General features: G+C 60.9%; 12 protein-coding genes. 8 read left to right on the top strand and 4 right to left on the bottom strand.

Annotated elements, in window-relative coordinates:
- The 4 genes from alr to AB9L16_RS25295 all read left to right on the top strand — a co-directional run bounded on the left by alr (position 1) and on the right by AB9L16_RS25295 (position 4,399).
- The gene (alr, locus tag AB9L16_RS25310; protein ID WP_252877104.1) at positions 1-1,074 is read left to right on the top strand and encodes an alanine racemase; all 1,074 of its coding nucleotides are present in this window, start codon (positions 1-3) and stop codon (positions 1,072-1,074) included.
- A gap of 88 nt (positions 1,075-1,162) precedes the next feature.
- Positions 1,163-1,711, top strand: coding sequence for a cupin domain-containing protein (locus tag AB9L16_RS25305; RefSeq protein WP_375122863.1), 549 nt, complete (start codon positions 1,163-1,165; stop codon positions 1,709-1,711).
- Between the two features lie 181 nt (positions 1,712-1,892).
- The gene (locus tag AB9L16_RS25300; RefSeq protein ID WP_039757383.1) at positions 1,893-2,306 is read left to right on the top strand and encodes a cytochrome c5 family protein; all 414 of its coding nucleotides are present in this window, start codon (positions 1,893-1,895) and stop codon (positions 2,304-2,306) included.
- A 170-nt stretch (positions 2,307-2,476) separates the two neighbouring features.
- On the top strand, positions 2,477-4,399 hold the full coding sequence (locus tag AB9L16_RS25295) for an acetyl-CoA hydrolase/transferase C-terminal domain-containing protein (protein WP_375122862.1): 1,923 nt from the start codon (positions 2,477-2,479) through the stop codon (positions 4,397-4,399).
- Between the two features lie 131 nt (positions 4,400-4,530).
- Here the strand turns inward: AB9L16_RS25295 and AB9L16_RS25290 are convergent, their stop codons facing one another.
- A complete protein-coding gene (locus tag AB9L16_RS25290) occupies positions 4,531-5,103 on the bottom strand; it encodes a xanthine phosphoribosyltransferase (RefSeq protein WP_016772573.1) in 573 nt (190 codons plus the stop codon).
- Positions 5,104-5,160: 57 nt separating this feature from the next.
- Positions 5,161-7,170, bottom strand: coding sequence for a DNA helicase Rep (gene rep / locus AB9L16_RS25285; protein ID WP_016772574.1), 2,010 nt, complete (start codon positions 7,168-7,170; stop codon positions 5,161-5,163).
- 272 nt (positions 7,171-7,442) lie between these two features.
- Here rep and AB9L16_RS25280 point away from each other — a divergent pair, with 272 nt between their 5' ends.
- Positions 7,443-9,116: a bifunctional diguanylate cyclase/phosphodiesterase gene (locus tag AB9L16_RS25280; protein ID WP_056791613.1), complete on the top strand. Its 1,674-nt coding sequence runs from the start codon at positions 7,443-7,445 to the stop codon at positions 9,114-9,116.
- 128 nt (positions 9,117-9,244) lie between these two features.
- Here the strand turns inward: AB9L16_RS25280 and AB9L16_RS25275 are convergent, their stop codons facing one another.
- Complete coding sequence (locus tag AB9L16_RS25275; RefSeq protein WP_236167766.1) at positions 9,245-10,639, bottom strand: NorM family multidrug efflux MATE transporter; 1,395 nt, start codon at positions 10,637-10,639, stop codon at positions 9,245-9,247.
- 159 nt (positions 10,640-10,798) lie between these two features.
- Between AB9L16_RS25275 and AB9L16_RS25270 the strand changes: the two genes are divergently transcribed.
- The 3 genes from AB9L16_RS25270 to AB9L16_RS25260 all read left to right on the top strand — a co-directional run bounded on the left by AB9L16_RS25270 (position 10,799) and on the right by AB9L16_RS25260 (position 15,294).
- Entirely contained in the window at positions 10,799-11,719 is a 921-nt protein-coding gene (locus tag AB9L16_RS25270; RefSeq protein ID WP_024014781.1) for a LysR substrate-binding domain-containing protein, read from the top strand.
- Between the two features lie 188 nt (positions 11,720-11,907).
- Positions 11,908-13,884: a methyl-accepting chemotaxis protein gene (locus AB9L16_RS25265; protein WP_016772578.1), complete on the top strand. Its 1,977-nt coding sequence runs from the start codon at positions 11,908-11,910 to the stop codon at positions 13,882-13,884.
- 195 nt (positions 13,885-14,079) lie between these two features.
- On the top strand, positions 14,080-15,294 hold the full coding sequence (locus AB9L16_RS25260; RefSeq protein ID WP_252877101.1) for an aldose 1-epimerase family protein: 1,215 nt from the start codon (positions 14,080-14,082) through the stop codon (positions 15,292-15,294).
- On the opposite strand, the gene AB9L16_RS25255 is transcribed toward AB9L16_RS25260, so the two are convergent.
- The gene (locus AB9L16_RS25255) at positions 15,291-16,784 is read right to left on the bottom strand and encodes a YifB family Mg chelatase-like AAA ATPase (protein ID WP_071172128.1); all 1,494 of its coding nucleotides are present in this window, start codon (positions 16,782-16,784) and stop codon (positions 15,291-15,293) included. The two genes, AB9L16_RS25260 and AB9L16_RS25255, sit on opposite strands and share 4 nt — an antisense overlap.
- Positions 16,785-16,941: the final 157 nt, after the last annotated feature.

The raw sequence follows: 16,941 nt of genomic DNA, 5'->3' as shown, positions 1-16,941 counted from the left end.
ATGCGTCCTGCCCGTGCCCTGATCGACCTCCAAGCCCTGCGCCACAACTACCGAATTGCCCGCGAAGTCACCGGCGCCAAGGCGCTCGCCGTGATCAAGGCGGACGCCTACGGCCATGGCGCGGTACGTTGCGCCCAAGCGCTGGAAGCCGAAGCGGATGGTTTTGCCGTGGCCTGCATCGAAGAAGCATTGGAGCTGCGTGCTGCCGGAATTCGCGCGCCGGTACTGCTGCTGGAAGGCTTCTTCGAAGCCGATGAGCTGGCGTTGATCGTCGAGCATGATTTCTGGTGCGTGGTGCATTCGCTGTGGCAGCTCGAAGCGATCGAACAGGCAGTCCTGAGCAAACCGATCACGGTGTGGCTCAAGCTCGATTCCGGCATGCATCGCGTCGGCCTGCATCCGAAAGATTATCCAGCGGCCTATCAGCGTCTGCTGGCCAGCGGCAAGGTGGCGAAAATCGTGCTTATGAGCCACTTCGCCCGCGCCGATGAACTGCATGCGCAAAGCAGCGCCGAGCAGGTCGCGGTGTTCGAAGCGGCGCGTCAGGGTCTGGCGGCGGAAGTCAGCCTGCGCAACTCGCCAGCCGTGCTCGGTTGGCCAGAAATCCAAAGCGACTGGGTACGCCCGGGCATCATGCTCTACGGCGCGACCCCCTTCGAAGAAGTCAACGCCGTGGCCGAACGCCTGCAACCGGTGATGACCCTCGAATCGAAAGTCATCAGCGTGCGTGAATTGCCGGCCGGCGAACCGATCGGTTATGGCGCCAGATTCATCACCGACAAGCCGATGCGCATCGGCGTGGTCGCCATGGGTTACGCCGACGGTTACCCGCGTCAGGCGCCGACCGGCACGCCGGTGCTGGTGGCCGGCAAACTCAGCCGCCTGCTGGGGCGTGTGTCGATGGACATGCTCTGCATCGACCTGACCGACATACCGGAAGCGGGCCTCGGTTCCAACGTCGAACTGTGGGGCAAAAACATCCTCGCCAGCGATGTGGCGAAGTGGGCCGATACCATCCCGTATCAGATCTTCTGCAACCTGAAACGTGTGCCAAGGCTCTATTCCGAGGGTTGACGCCGCTGCGGGGGCCAAGTGTTGTAAATACTGAACGCTGTCGCCATGATAACGCTCAATATTCTTACAACATCAGGAGGCTCCCGCCTTGGACGTCGGTGAACGACTGCAATCGATCCGCAAGCTCAAAGGGCTTTCCCAGCGTGAACTCGCCAAACGCGCGGGCGTCACCAACAGCACCATTTCGATGATCGAAAAGAACAGCGTCAGCCCATCGATCAGTTCGCTGAGAAAGGTGCTCGGCGGCATTCCCATGTCGATGGTCGAGTTCTTTTCCGAAGAGATCCTGCGGGACCAGCCGACCCAGATCGTCTACAAGGCCAATGAGCTGATCGACATCTCCGACGGCGCCGTGACCATGAAACTGGTCGGCCGCGCCCACCCGAGCCGCGCCATCGCCTTCCTCAACGAAATCTATCCGCCGGGCGCCGACACTGGCGAAGAAATGCTCACCCACGAGGGCGAGGAAACCGGAATTCTGGTCGAAGGCCGCCTCGAACTGGTGGTGGGTCTGGAAACTTTTATCCTCGAAGCCGGCGACAGCTACTATTTTGAAAGTACCAAGCCGCATCGTTTCCGTAACCCGTTCGACGTGCCGGCGCGACTAATCAGCGCAGCCACGCCGGCGAATTTCTAAGCAGAAGGCGCCAAGCCAATACGGCAAAGGCCCCAGAACCGTTTTACCGATGGGCAACAAGACCCCTCTAACCATGGGGTTGTTTCAGTACAGCGGCCTACCCGCTATACTTGCGCCCGCCTGCGAACCGTGGCCGCAGGCGTGAATAGCCACCATTGAGGGTGAACGCGTGAACCTAATTATGAAAATGCTGGCTGCACCAGCAACCGTACTGGCCCTCTGGGCTGTCAGCGCTCAAGCTGCGACAAATGACGACATCGCCAAACGCCTCGAGCCCGTCGGCCAGGTGTGTGTTCAAGGGCAGGAATGCAAGGGTATGGAAGTGGCTGCTACCGCTGGCGGTGGCGGCGGAGCAAAGGCCCCTAAAGACGTGATCGCCAAGCACTGCAACGCTTGTCACGGCACGGGCCTGCTCGGCGCGCCGAAGATCGGCGACAAGGCAGCCTGGAAGGAGCGGGCCGATCATCAGGGTGGTCTGGACGGCATCCTCGCCAAGGCCATCACCGGCATCAACGCCATGCCGCCAAAAGGCACCTGCGCCGATTGCTCCGATGAAGAGCTCAAGGGCGCGATCAAAGAGATGTCCGGTCTGTAATCAGCGCCGGCTTTGAAAAAAAACCGTCTTCGGACGGTTTTTTTGTGTCTGTGGTTTCTGGTTTCCGATTCATTCAGGCCCTGATCCCTCCAAACCAAACACTGTCCTTTGCAGCAAACTCAAGGCAATCTCGGTCTACCCCTATCAATAGAACGGGCGGGAGGCTTCAGATGGTGCAGTTGTGTTCGATCGAACAGGCGGTGGACGACGTGCTGGCGCGTTTGCCTGCGCACATCCACATGGGCCTGCCGCTGGGGTTGGGCAAGCCGAATCACTTCGTTAACGCGCTATACCGGCGCATCAAGGACCTGCCCGAGCGGCAGCTGACGATCTATACCGCGCTGTGCCTCGGTCGGCCGAATCTGGGCGATGGGTTGCAGAAGCGCTTTATCGAGCCTTTCGTCGAACGCGTGTTTGGTGATTATCCGGAGTTTGATTTTCTCGCCGATCTCCAGCATGACAGCCTGCCCGCCAACATCCGAATCCAACAGTTCTTCATGCAGCCGGGCAGTCTGCTCAACAGCGCGCCGGCGCAGCAGGATTACGTCAGCAGCAATTACAGCCATGCTGCCCGCGACATCAATGCGGCGGGCCTGAACCTTGTGGCGCAACTGCTGGCCAGCAACAGTGAGCATCCCGATCGTCTGAGCCTGAGCTGCAACCCGGACATCACCCTCGACCTGCTGCCGATGATCGCCAAGCGCCGCGAAGCGGGGGAGACCATTGTGCTGGTCGGCCAGGTCCATACGGATCTGCCGTACATGCCCGGCGATGCGGAAGTCGATATCGACACGTTTGATCTGCTGATCGACGAAAAGGACAGCAGCACGCTGTTTTCCACGCCGAATATGCCGGTGGGCTTTCAGGATCATTTCATTGGTTTGCACGCCAGTGCGCTGGTGCGCGATGGCGGTACATTGCAAATTGGTATCGGCTCGATGGGGGATGCGTTGACTGCTGCGCTACTCGCGCGGCAGGCCGATAACGCCGGCTATCAGGCGGTGCTGGATGACATCAACCTCAGCCAATGGGCGCAATTGATCCAGCGCGAGGGCGGCACCGCGCCATTTGCCAAAGGCCTTTACGGTTGCAGCGAGATGTTCGTCAACGGGCTGTTGGTATTGGCGGATGCCGGGATCATTCGGCGCAAGGTCTATCCGGATGTGCCGACCCAGGAGCAGGCCAATGCCGGTACCCTCGACGAAGGCGCGCAGCCCGACGGTATCTCGGTGCACGGCGGCTTCTTCCTTGGCCCGCGCAGTTTCTATGAGCGGCTGCGCGAGTTGCCGCAAAGCAAGCTGCTGGAATTCAACATGACCCGTATCAGCTACATCAACGAGCTGTACGGCCAGGAAGAGCTCAAGCGCTTGCAGCGCATCGATGCGCGCTTCATCAACACAGTGTTCACCATGACTCTGCTCGGCGCCGGCGTGGCTGATCAATTGGCAGACGGACGCGTGCTCAGCGGTGTCGGTGGGCAGTACAACTTTGTTGCTCAGGGACACGCACTGGAAGGCGCGAGATCGATGTTGATCCTGCGCAGCTGGCGCGAGTCCGGCGGCGAAGTCAGCTCCAATATCGTCTGGGACTACGGCCACTGCACGATCCCGCGGCACCTGCGCGACATCGTCGTCACCGAGTACGGCATCGCCGACCTGCGCGGTAAGTCCGACGCGTCGGTGATTGAAGCGCTGCTCAATATCAGCGATTCGCGCTTCCAGCCGGGGCTGATCGAACAGGCGCAGAAAGTCGGCAAGCTGCCAAAGGATTTCCGTATCGATCCACGGTTTGCCGATAACACACCGCAACGCTTGCAGGCGATTGCCGCGCGACATCCGAACCTGTTTCCGGAGTATCCGCTGGGCTGTGATTTCACTGTGATCGAACGGGATCTGCTGCGGGCGCTGAACTGGCTGAAGAGCAAGTTCAAGCTGACGGAGATTCTGGAATTGGGCAAGGCAGCGCTGGATGCGCCGGAGGCCTCAACGTTCCCGGAACACCTTGAGCGGATGCAGCTGACCAATCCGGAGGGCCTGAAGGAGGACCTTTTCCAACGCCTGCTGCTCACAGGCCTCAAAGCTACCGCGCAATAACTGCCCACACCAGAACCCACTGTGGGAGCGAGCCTGCTCGCGAAAGCGGTGTGTCATTCACTCAACAGGGTGACTGACACAATGCATTCGCGAGCAGGCTCGCTCCCACAGGGGAAACTCGGTGCCGCTGGTTACTCGATGAAGGTAACGACGCCATCCTTCAGCGATTGCACCCGGGCCAGCGACTCAACGCGGTAGCCCTGCGAGTCCAGTTCGGCGCGGCCGCCCTGGAACGACTTCTCGATGACGATGCCCAGACCGGCAACGGTGGCGCCGGCCTGTTTGATGATCGAGATCAGCGCTTGCGAGGCCTTACCGTTGGCCAGGAAGTCGTCGATGATCAGCACGCGGTCGCTGCTGGTCAGGTGGCGCGGGGAGATGGCCACGGTGCTTTCGGTCTTCTTGGTGAACGAGTAGACGGTCGCCGAGAGCAGGTTTTCAGTCAGGGTCAGCGACTGTTGCTTGCGGGCGAAGATCACCGGCACGCCGAGGTTCAGACCGGTCATGATCGCCGGGGCGATGCCTGAGGCCTCGATGGTGACGATCTTGGTGATCCCGGAATCCTTGAACAGCGCGGCGAATTCGTCACCGATGAGCTTCATCAGGGCCGGGTCGATCTGGTGGTTCAGGAAAGCGTCGACTTTCAGGACCTGATCGGAAAGCACGATGCCTTCTTCGCGGATTTTTTTGTGCAGTGCTTCCACAACAGCTTCCTCTGTTGGCGCGATGGGCGCCGAAGGTAGATTAAAAAGTAGTCGATTCTAGCGCTTTAACATCGCGCGTATATCGGCCAATGCGCTATTGCCACGCACGGCTTTGACTTCAGTCGGGGTGTCGTCGTTGCCTTCCCAGGCCAGATCGTCCGGCGGCAGCTCATCCAGAAAGCGACTCGGCGCGCAGTCGATGATTTCACCGTACTGCTTGCGCTTGGCAGCGAAGGTGAATGCCAGGGTCTGGCGGGCGCGGGTGATGCCCACATAGGCCAGGCGACGCTCTTCTTCGATGGTGTCGGCTTCGATGCTGGAACGATGCGGGAGGATTTCCTCTTCCATGCCCATGATGAACACGTAGGGAAATTCCAGCCCTTTGGACGCATGCAGCGTCATCATCTGCACACCTTCGGCACCGTCCTCTTCTTCCTGCTGGCGCTCGAGCATGTCACGCAGCACCAGTTTGCCGATGGCGTCTTCGACGGTCATTTCGCCGTCTTCGTCTTTCTCGAGGGTGTTTTTCAACGCCTCGATCAGGAACCAGACGTTGCCCATGCGGTAGTCCGCCGCCTTGTCGCTGGAGCTGTTGGTGCGCAGCCAGTTCTCGTAGTCGATGTCCATGACCATGCTGCGCAGCGCCGAAATCGGATCTTCGCCGGCGCACTGCTCGCGGACCTTGTCCATGAAGCGCTTGAAGCGCGCCAGGCGATCGGTGAAGCGGCTGTCGAGATGTTCGCCCAGGCCAATTTCGTCGGTGGCGGCGTACATCGAGATCTTGCGTTCGGTAGCGTAGTTACCGAGCTTTTCCAGGGTGGTCGAGCCGATCTCGCGGCGTGGCACGTTGATCACGCGCAGGAAGGCGTTGTCGTCATCCGGATTGACGATCAGGCGGAAGTAGGCCATCAGGTCCTTCACTTCCTGACGACCGAAGAAGCTGTTGCCGCCGCTCAGGCGATACGGCACTTGGTGGTGCTGCAGCTTCAATTCGATCAGCTTGGCCTGGTAGTTACCGCGATAGAGAATGGCGAAATCGCTGTACGGGCGGTCGGTGCGCAAGTGCAGGCTGAGGATTTCCATGGCCACGCGCTCGGCTTCGGCGTCCTCGTTGCGGCAGCGGATCACGCGGATCTCGTCGCCGTGGCCCATCTCGCTCCACAACTGTTTTTCGAATTCGTGCGGATTGTTCGAGATCAGCACGTTGGCGCAGCGCAGGATGCGGCTGGTGGAGCGGTAGTTCTGCTCGAGCATGACCACTTTCAAGGACGGGTAGTCGTCCTTGAGCAGCATCAGGTTTTCCGGGCGCGCGCCACGCCAGGCATAGATCGACTGGTCGTCGTCGCCGACCACGGTGAACTGGTTGCGCTTGCCGATGAGCATCTTCACCAACAGATACTGGCTGGCGTTGGTGTCCTGGTATTCGTCGACGAGCAGGTACCGCACCTTGTTCTGCCACTTTTCGAGAATGTCGGCGTGTTCTTCGAAGAGCTTTACCGGCAGCAGGATCAGGTCATCGAAGTCCACCGCGTTGAACGCCTTGAGCGTGCGCTGATAGTGGGTGTAGACGATCGCCGCGGTCTGTTCCTTGGGATTGCGCGCGTTTTCCAGGGCCTGGGCGGGCAGGATCAGATCGTTTTTCCAGGCGCCGATCATGTTCTTGATCTCGTCGACGCCGTCGTCGCCTGCGTATTCCTTCTGCATGATGTCGGTCATCAGGGCTTTGACGTCGGTCTCGTCGAAGATCGAGAAACCGGGTTTGTAGCCCAGCCGCGCATGCTCCTTGCGGATGATGTTCAGGCCCAGGTTGTGGAAGGTGCAGACGGTCAGGCCGCGTCCTTCGCCGGCACGCAACAGGGTGCCGACCCGCTCTTTCATTTCGCGCGCGGCCTTGTTGGTAAAGGTCATGGCGACGATGTACTGGGCGCGGATGCCGCAGTTCTGAATCAGGTGCGCGATCTTGCGCGTGATCACGCTGGTCTTGCCGGAGCCAGCACCGGCGAGCACCAATAGAGGGCCGCCGACGTAGTTCACGGCTTCTTGCTGCCGGGGATTGAGTCGGGACATACGAAAATTCGGGAGTCGTTGACGAAATGGGCCGGCATTTTAACAGGCTCAGCGATTTGTGCTGCTCTGTCCGACTTGTGACGCAACACGCGATTCAAATTTGCCGGTTTTGTTACTTTCACGCAGGATGCGCGGGGATTTTGCGGCTAATGTTCTCATTCGTGACACAAAATAACGTTTCGATGCCGTTGTCATCAGACAACGCATTGGTCATTGTTCAGCACACCGGCATAATGCCCCGCCTACATCATTGCAGAGTCTAGGGAGTCAGCTTGTCTACGCCTGTCGAACCCTTGCGTTTGCTGCTACTGGCCGAAGAGCCAGCGTGGACAGCGTTGTTGCGTGAGTGTCTGGCTCCGATGGGGAGCGCGGCGGTGCTGATCAGCGCGCCGAACTGGGATTCGGTCAGCCGCCTGTTCGAAGACAACCGCCACGCGGTACTGCTGACCCTGCCAGCGTTGCAACCGCCGCCCGGTCGTTGCAGCCTGCCGACCGTTCTGCTGCTGGAGCACGAACCGGCCACTGCGCCGGTCGGTGTCAGCGATTGGCTGGTGTTCGACGCTCTCGACGCCGGCATGCTCCAGCGCTGCCTGCGCCATGTGCGCGAGCGCGGCGTGCTGGAAAACACTCTCCAGCGTCTCGCCGAACAGGATCCGCTGACTGGCATCGCCAATCGCCAGGGCTTTCAGACCCTGCTTACTGCGCGTCTTGCCGAAGGCGACGGGCGCGGTCTCGCCCTCGGCCATCTTGATCTCGACAATTTTCGCCATGCCAACGACGCCCTCGGGCATCAGGCCGGGGATCGTCTGATTCTGCAGGTCGTCGCGCGGCTGAAAAGTCAGCTGGAGGCCGGCGATCAACTGGCACGGCTGGGCAGCGATGAATTCGCTCTGCTGATCGATACCCGCCGCGCGCCGCAACGCGCCGAGTGGATGGCCGAACGCATCACTGAGGCGTTGGCCGAACCTTATTGGGTCGACGGCGAGAGCCTGCTGATCGGCTCCAGCCTTGGCATCGCCCATGCCCGTGCCAACGGCGGTGCCGATCCACTGATGTGGCACGCCCATATCGCCATGCAGCAGGCCAAGAGCACGCAGGGCTGCACCTTTCATATTTTCAACGAACGCATCAACCGCAACGCGCGGAGCATGGCCGACCTCGAAAGTGAACTGCGCCGGGCGTTGCGCCGCGATGAGCTGGAACTGCATTACCAGCCACGCCTGAATCTTGAGGACGGCCAGATTGTCGGCCTCGAAGCGCTGGTGCGCTGGCGTCACGGTGAGCGCGGTCTGCTGCCACCGAGTGAATTTGTGCCGCTGGCCGAGCAGAGCGGTCTGATCGTGCCATTGGGTTACTGGGTGATTTCCCGCGCCTTGCGCGACATGCAGGCCTTGCGCGAGCAGGGTCTGCCGGCACTGCACATGGCGATCAACCTGTCGTTCCGACAGTTTCAGGACAGCCAGTTGCTGCCGACGCTCAGCCGTCTGATTGCCGAGCGCGGCGTCGAGGCGCAGTGGCTGGAATTCGAACTGACCGAAACCGCGGTAATGCGGCGCAGCGATCTGGTCAAACAGACCATGGATGCTCTCGGCCGCCTCGGCGTGCGCTTCTCCCTGGACGATTTCGGCACCGGGTTTTCATCATTCGTGCACCTCAACAGCCTGCCCATCACCTTGCTGAAGATCGACAAGAGTTTTGTCGGCGGCATGGAACAGCGCGAAGAGAACCGCAAACTGGTGCACGCGATGATCAACCTTGCGCACAACCTGCATCTGGAAGTGGTCGCCGAGGGCGTCGAAACGCCGGAGCAGCTGGAATTGTTGCGCGGGTTCGGCTGCGATCAGGTGCAGGGTTATCTGATCAGCCGGCCGTTGCCGTTGGATGAGCTGGTGGAATATCTGACCTCGGGATCGAACCAGCAGCCGGCTTTGGAAATCGTCGGTTGATCACGATTGTTGCGGCCGGCACAAATCCCCGTGGGAGCGAGCCTGCTCGCGAAGGCGTTATGTCAGCTGAATGATCTGGGCCTGACACTCGGTCTTCGCGAGCAGGCTCGCTCCCACAAAGGAAACCCTCATTCGGCCTGGGGGATGTTGAAACCTTGAGCTTGCGGCTCGCGCCGAATCATCCGCTTCATCTTCCATTCGAACGCCAGCGTCAGGCTCACCGCCGCACACGCCAGGCCCAGCGCCAATCCCCACCAGACGCCCGTCGGCCCCCAGTTGAGGTGGAACGCCATCCACCACGCCGCCGGTGCGCCAATCAGCCAATAGCAAGCCAGCCCCACGAGAAACGTAGTCTTGGCATCCTTGAGCCCGCGAATACAGCCCATGGCAATCGTCTGCGTGCCGTCGAACAGCTCGAACCACGCCGCTACTGCCAGCAGGCTCACCGCCAGACGGATCACCTCGGCAAACGCCGGGTCATTATGGTCCAGGAACAGGCCGACCAACTGGTTCGGCCACAGCCAGAACACCAGGGCGAAGCCGAGCATCACCACGGCGCCGAAAGCGATACCGACACGCCCGGACATCCGTGCATCGACCAGTTGCCCGGCGCCGTAGTGTTGGCCGACGCGCATGGTGATGGCATAGGACATCCCGGCCGGGACCATGAAGGCCACCGACACGATCTGCAGGGCGATCTGATGCGCACCCATTTGCGTACTGCCCATGGTGCCCATGCACAACGCGGCAAAGGCAAACAGCCCGACTTCCACCGCATAGGTGCCGCCAATCGGCAGGCCCAGGCGCCAGAGTTCTTTCAGGTATTGCCGGTTCGGCCGCGACAGACCGGCGCGCAACGGATAAGCGTCATAAGCCGGATGCCGACGGATATGCCAGGCCAGCGCCAGTGCCATGCAGTTGGCGACAATCGCCGTGACCAGACCGATGCCGGTCAGACCCAGTTGCGGCAGGCCGAACATGCCGGTGATCAGCGCGTAGTTGAGCAGGAAGTTGGCCACCGTGCCGGCGAGGCTGATGACCATCACTGGCGTCGCCCGGCCGATTGCACTGGTAAAGCCGCGCAGAGCCATGAAGCTCAGATAACCGGGCAGGGCGAAGGGCAGGGCGATGAGGAATTGCCCGGCGGCGTTGACGTTGGTTTCGGTCTGGCCAAACAGCAGCAACACCGGTTTGAGGTTCCACAACAGCAGCCCGGCGCCGAGGGCCATCAGCCACGCCAGCCACAACCCGGCCTGCGTCAGCCTCGCCGCGCCGATGATGTCGCCGGCACCCTGACGAATCGCCACCAGTGTGCCGACCGCTGCAATCACGCCGATGCAGAAAATCGACACGAACGAGTAGCTCGCCGCACCGAGGCCGCCACCGGCCAGCGCTTCGGGACTGAGGCGCGCCATCATCAGGGTGTCGGTGAGCACCATCAGCATGTGCGCCAACTGCGAAGCAATCAGCGGCCCCGCCAGCCGCAGAATGGCCCAGAGTTCGGTACGCACAGGATGCTGCATGGTCATCACCACCCAAATATCAGAGGAAGCAGAAGAGCGTCGATTCTCGGCGCTTGGCAGGCTTTGCACAAAGGGATAAAAAGGATGGGTGGCATGATTAATACTCATCCTGAAACGTCCTGCCGAATTGGCTGTATCCCCGCTACTGGAGCTTTTTGCATGTCCCGACGCCTTCCGCCGTTGTATGCCCTGCGCGCATTCGAAGCGGCAGCGCGACACAGCTCGTTCACCCGCGCGGCGGAAGAATTGTCGATCACCCAGAGCGCGGTCAGTCGGCACATGCGCACCCTTGAAGAACACTTCGCCTGCCGGCTGTTTCATCGCAGCGGGCGCAACCTGCAACTGACCGAATCGGCGCGGCTGCTGCTACCCGGAATCCGCGAAGGCTTCGCCGCCCTTGAGCGCGCCTGCAATACCTTGCGCGCCGAGGACGACATCCTGCGCATGAAAGCGCCATCTACCCTGACCATGCGTTGGCTGCTGGCGCGGTTGAGTCGCTTCCGCCATTTGCAGCCGGGCAATGAGGTGCAACTGACCAGCGCGTGGATGGACATTGATTCGGTGGACTTCAACAACGAACCGTTCGATTGCGCGGTGTTGCTCAGTGACGGGCATTTCCCGCCGGACTGGGAAGCGAGCCTGCTGTTTCCCGAGGAATTGATCCCGGTCGGCGCGCCGAACCTGCTCAATGATCAACCTTGGGATGTAGCGCGTCTGGCGACTGCTGAACTGCTGCACCCGACCCCGGATCGCCGCGACTGGCGCAGTTGGCTGGAGCGCATGGGCCTGTCCGATCAGGTTTCGCTCAAGGGCGGGCAAGTGTTCGATACGCTGGAGCTGGGCATGATCGCGGCGGCGCGCGGCTACGGCGTTTCGATGGGGGATCTATTGATGGTTGCCGAAGATGTTGCGCAAGGGCGCTTGAGCCTGCCGTGGCCTACGGCCGTCGCCAGTGGCCTGAATTATTACCTGGTCTGGCCAAAGCCGCGCCCGGGAGGTGAACGTTTGCGCCGCCTCAGCGATTTTCTCCAAGGCGAAGTCCGCGCCATGCAATTGCCGGCGGTAGAGCGCTTGAGCTGAAACGTTCGAGCCGGCACAATGCCACCACTGCGCCATACCCACGCAATGCGCTCAAGTATTCGGTTTTACCGCCGACTACGAGCTTGTGGAACCGTCGTGCCGGTTCCGCGTTACACCCCACTATTAGAATATTTTCCGGGCAATTACCGCGATCAAGGAGGATTCGGTGGCTCGGCCAGGAGCTGTTCATGTCTCAACCTCGTGCTCGGATCGCCTCGCAGCTGGGCCTTGCCCTTGCTGTGATACTGGCGATAGTCATCAGCGGCAGTACGGTGTTCGCCTTGCGTTCGCTGGATTCCGCCAACCTCGCCACCCGTGAAGAGCATCTGGCCAGTGAGGCCCGGCTGCTGGCCGATCAACTGAGTACCTTCCACGGTACGCTGCGCGAAAGCACCCTGCGCCTGAGCGGTCTGTTCGAAAAACGCTTCGGCAGTGGCCTGAGTGTGCACCCCGATCAGCCAGTGACCGTGGCCGGCGTGCAGACCCCGGGTCTGCATCTGGGCAACGAAGTGCTGAACAACAACTTCAAGGAAGTTGACGAGTTCAAGCAGATGACTGCCGGTGTGGCCACGGTATTCGTGCGCAGCGGCGAAGACTTCATTCGCGTCAGCACCAACGTCAGCAAGCAGGACGGCACCCGTGCCATCGGCACCGTGCTCGATCATGCCAACCCGGCCTACGCGAAGTTGATGGCAGGGCAGAGTTATGTCGGCCGCTCGTTGCTGTTCGAGCGCTACTACATGTCGCAGTACACACCGGTGCGCGATGCGGGCGGCAAGATCATCGCCGTGTTGTATGTAGGTTTCGATTACACCGACGCGCAGAACGCGCAGTTCGCCAATCTCAAGCGCTTCCGCATTGGCAAGACCGGCTCGCTGGCCCTGCTCGACGAGCAGAACAAATGGCTGGTGCCGATTGCCGGTGTCGAAAACCTGGATCAAGCCGCCCCGACCATCAACAATCTGGTCAAAACCCCGGGCAAGGGTGAGTTCTGGAGCGACAAGGGCGAGGACTTCTACAGCATCGCCGTGCCGTTCGAAGGTGGCCCTTGGTCGGTGGTGGCGAGCATGCCGAAAGCCGAGATCCGCGCGGTGACCTGGAGCGTCGGTACGCAACTGGCGATCGGCAGCCTGCTGGCGATGTTGCTCGCGGTCGGTTCCGTGGTCTGGCTGCTGCGCAGCAAACTCGCGCCGCTGGGCGATCTGGTGCGTCAGGCTGAGGCCTTGGGTGCTGGTGATCTGAGCGTGCGTCTGAACGTATCGAGCCACGATGAAATCGGGCAGCTGTCCCGCGCGTTCAACCAGATGAGCCAGGCGCTGTCGACCATGGTCGAGCACATCCGCCGCGCTTCGGAAGAGGTCAATAGCCGTGCGCAGGCGCTGTCCGGTTTGTCCGGCGGTGCGTATGAGGGCATGGAGCAGCAGTCGGGCGAAATCACCAGCATGGCCGGCGCCGTGGAAGAGTTCAGCGCGACGTCGTTGAACATCGCCGACAACATGGGCGCGACCCAGCGCCTGGCGCAGGAAAACGCTCAGCAAACGCAGATCGGCCGCAGCTCGATGGAAGAAGCGTCGTCGTCGCTGGAGCAGATCGCCGGTGCGCTGAACAGCACCGCCAGCGTGATCAACACGCTGGGGCAGCGCTCTCAGGAAATCGGCGGAATTGTCGGTGTGATCACCTCGATCGCCGAGCAGACCAACCTGCTGGCACTCAACGCTGCCATCGAAGCCGCGCGTGCCGGTGAACAAGGTCGCGGTTTTGCCGTGGTCGCGGACGAAGTGCGCAGCCTCGCCTCGCGTACCCGTCAGGCGACCGATGAAATCTCCAGCATGATCCACAGCATCCAACAGGAAACCGGCAACGCGATCAGCACTATGGAACAGGGCAACGTGCTGATGCAGGAAGGCCTGTCGCGCAACGCCAATGTCGCCTCGGCGCTGGCGCGGATCGACGAGCAGAGCCGTTCGGCAGGCCAGCAGTTCGCCGCGATCACCACCGCCACTCAGGAGCAGAGCAGCACTGCTACGTTGCTGAGCAGCAATTTGCAGAGCATCGCACTGGCCAACAGTGAGCAGCGTGAGGTGGTGTCGAACCTGGCTGTCACCGCGAAAGAGCTGGAGAAGCTGGCGGCGGATCTGCGTTCCGAGGTTGATCGCTTCCGTTGATGCGTCTTTGAAACAGCTACCGCGAGCAGGCTCGCTCCCACAGTTTTCGGTGTGATTCACAAAGGTTGTGAAATCCGGAAACCCCAGTGGGAGCGAGCCTGCTTGCGAATGCTTTTCTCCCGCCTCTTCTTTGCACTTGCTGAAACGTTTCCGCAGCGCTATAAAAATGGCACAACTCCAATAAAGGCTGCTGCCATGACCCCGCTCAAACTCCTCGTCGCCCTCGGCGCATTCTCTGCCGCTTCTCATGCCATGGCTTGGGACTATGTCCTGCTCGACGCCAACACTCCGGCAAAAAACCGGACGATCACCAGTGAGCAACTCGGTGTAAAAACCGCCAAACCGTTTTCCGTGACCTTGCGTACTCTGCATGGCGGTCGTCAGGAGGGCGTCAGCATCGTCGACATCGATAACGGCACGATGAAACTCTCGGTGGTGCCAACCCGTGGCATGAACGTGTTGCAGGCTTCGGTGGGCGACGTGCGCATGGGCTGGGATTCGCCGGTCAAGGACGTGGTCAACCCAGCGTTCATCGAACTCAACGGTCGCGGTGGTCTGGGCTGGCTGGAAGGCTTCAATGAGCTGGTCACCCGTTGCGGTTACGAGTGGGTTGGCCATCCCGGCATGGACAACGGCGAACTGCTGACCCTGCACGGTCGCGCCGCCAACATCCCGGCCAGCACCGTCACTTTGCACATCGACGAGAAGCCGCCGTATGCCATCACGCTGCGTGGCGAGCTGAAAGAGCAGGCATTCAAGAAAGTCGATTTCTCGGTAGCGACCGAACTGGTCACCGAACCGGGCAGCGCAAGCTTCGCCCTTAACGACACTCTGACCAACAACGGCGACTATGCGAAGGAATATCAGGCGCTGTATCACAGCAATTTCAGCACGCCGTTTCTTGAGCAAGGGGCAAAATTCGCTGCGCCGGTGAAGCAGGTATCGCCGTTCAACGACAAGGCCAAGGGTGACCTGCCCGACTGGCAGACCTATCGCGCGCCAACCAAGGACTACGACGAAACTGTCTACAACGTCGTGCCGTATGCGGACGCCAAGGGTGACACCTTGACTGTGTTGCACAACAAGGCCGGTAGTCTCGGCGTATCCGTTGGCTTCAACACCGAGCAGTTGCCGGTGTTCTCGCTGTGGAAAAACACCGACACCCAGGGGCAGGGCTACGTCACCGGGCTGGAGCCTGGGACGAGTTTTTCCTATAACCGTCGCTATCAGCGGCCGTTGAATCTGGTGCCGACCATCGCCCCAAAACAGCACAAGCAGTTCCAGATCAGCTACAGCCTGTTGGCGGATAAAGCTGCGGTGGATAACGCCTTGAAGCGTGTGACCGATATTCAGGCCGGGCGTGATACCGAAGTGCGTCAGGCACCGCTGGTTGATCTGACCGAGCATTAAGGTGTCGCCGGCCGGTATTGCAGTGCCTCGGCCAGATGCTCGCGGGTAATCGCATCGGCCTGCTCAAGATCCGCCAGTGTGCGCGCGACCTTGAGCAGGCGATGCGCCGAGCGCAGCGACAGGATCAGTCGCTCGCATGCCGCCTCCAGCCATTTCTCGTCAGCTGTGGATAACTTGCAGTGACGCTTGAGCCCCGGCAGATCGAGAAACGCATTGGCACAGCCCTGACGCTTCTGCTGTCGTTCGCGAGCCTCGGCCACCAGAGCCGCAGCGCTGGCGCTGTTTTCGCCGGGCTTGGCTGCCGGATTCAACGCGGTTGCCTCCCGCGCCACGGTCAGGTGCAGATCGATCCGGTCCAGCAGCGGCCCTGACAGCTTGTTGCGATAGCGCTGGACCATGTCCGGTGTGCACGAGCATTTGCCGCTCGGTTCGCCAAGATATCCACAGGGACACGGATTCATCGCGGCAACCAATTGAAATCGCGCGGGGAAACGTACGCGATCCTTGGCCCGCGCGATGACGATATGTCCCGACTCCAAAGGCTCGCGTAAAACTTCCAACACCTTGCGATCAAACTCCGGCAACTCATCGAGAAACAGCACGCCATGGTGGGCGAGGGTGATCTCGCCGGGTTGCGGTTTCGAGCTGCCACCGACCAATGCCGGCCCTGAAGCCGAATGGTGTGGTTGGCGGAAGGGGCGTTGCGGCCAGTGAGTCAGAGGCACCCCGCTGGCGACCGATTGAATCGCTGCCACTTCCAGCGCCTCACATTCGGAAAGCGGTGGCAGTAATCCTGGCAGACGACTGGCCAGCAGCGTCTTGCCGGTTCCCGGAGGCCCGCTGAACAACAAGTTGTGCGCCCCCGCTGCGGCAATCAGCAATGCGCGTTTTGCGGCTGTTTGACCCTGCACTTCGTTGAGGTCGGGATAGGGCTTGGCAGCGTGCATCAAACCATCGGAAACGTAAGGCTCGACCGGCGTGTGCCCATTGAAATGCGCCACCGCTTCCAGCAAATGATCGACCGCAAACACCTTGAGCCCGGATGCCAGGCACGCCTCTTCTGCATTCGCTCGAGGCACCACCAGCGCCCGCCCGGCCTTGCGCGCCGCCAGTGCCGCCGGCAGCACACCACGCACCGGCCGCACGGCACCCGACAGCGCCAACTCGCCCAGACATTCCACCTCGTCCAGGGTCAGGCAGGGCACCTGCACACTGGCCGACAAAATCCCCAAGGCAATCGCCAGATCAAACCGCCCGCCATCCTTGGGCAGATCCGCCGGCGCCAGATTCAGGGTGATCCGCCGCGCCGGAAATTGCAGCCCGGAATTGATGATCGCGCTGCGTACGCGATCCTTGCTCTCCTTCACCGCCGCTTCGGGCAGGCCGACCATGGTCAGCGACGGCAGACCGTTGGCCAGATGGACTTCGACGGTAACAGCGGGGGCTTCCACGCCAATCTGGGCGCGACTGTGGACAATGGAGAGGGACATGGTCGTTCCTTGAGCTGAATCGGGGAGCCGCTTCATGCGGGTTTTTGAAGGGTAGTTGAGCCGGGTTTCGGTGCTGAAATAGAGGTTTACAAGACGTATCCAGACCCGATGGGCTGTCACTGCTTGCCTGAATTAGAGCGTTGACTCTCGCACGGCA

Source organism: Pseudomonas sp. LW8 (genome assembly GCF_041956865.1).
Lineage (GTDB): Bacteria > Pseudomonadota > Gammaproteobacteria > Pseudomonadales > Pseudomonadaceae > Aquipseudomonas > Aquipseudomonas siliginis.
The sequence above is the reverse complement of the archived record's forward strand: the minus strand, read 5'-3'. Positions and strand labels throughout refer to the sequence as shown.

Excerpts from the sequence above, each read along its gene's own strand:
- rep (WP_016772574.1), bottom strand. The coding sequence starts at position 7,170 with ATGTCCCGACTCAATCCCCGGCAGCAAGAAGCCGTGAACTACGTCGGC.
- AB9L16_RS25270 (WP_024014781.1), top strand. The coding sequence starts at position 10,799 with ATGTCCCGACGCCTTCCGCCGTTGTATGCCCTGCGCGCATTCGAAGCG.
- AB9L16_RS25260 (WP_252877101.1), top strand. The coding sequence starts at position 14,080 with ATGACCCCGCTCAAACTCCTCGTCGCCCTCGGCGCATTCTCTGCCGCT.
- AB9L16_RS25275 (WP_236167766.1), bottom strand. The coding sequence starts at position 10,639 with ATGCAGCATCCTGTGCGTACCGAACTCTGGGCCATTCTGCGGCTGGCG.
- alr (WP_252877104.1), top strand. The coding sequence starts at position 1 with ATGCGTCCTGCCCGTGCCCTGATCGACCTCCAAGCCCTGCGCCACAAC.
- AB9L16_RS25300 (WP_039757383.1), top strand. The coding sequence starts at position 1,893 with ATGAAAATGCTGGCTGCACCAGCAACCGTACTGGCCCTCTGGGCTGTC.
- AB9L16_RS25295 (WP_375122862.1), top strand. The coding sequence starts at position 2,477 with ATGGTGCAGTTGTGTTCGATCGAACAGGCGGTGGACGACGTGCTGGCG.
- AB9L16_RS25255 (WP_071172128.1), bottom strand. The coding sequence starts at position 16,784 with ATGTCCCTCTCCATTGTCCACAGTCGCGCCCAGATTGGCGTGGAAGCC.
- AB9L16_RS25265 (WP_016772578.1), top strand. The coding sequence starts at position 11,908 with ATGTCTCAACCTCGTGCTCGGATCGCCTCGCAGCTGGGCCTTGCCCTT.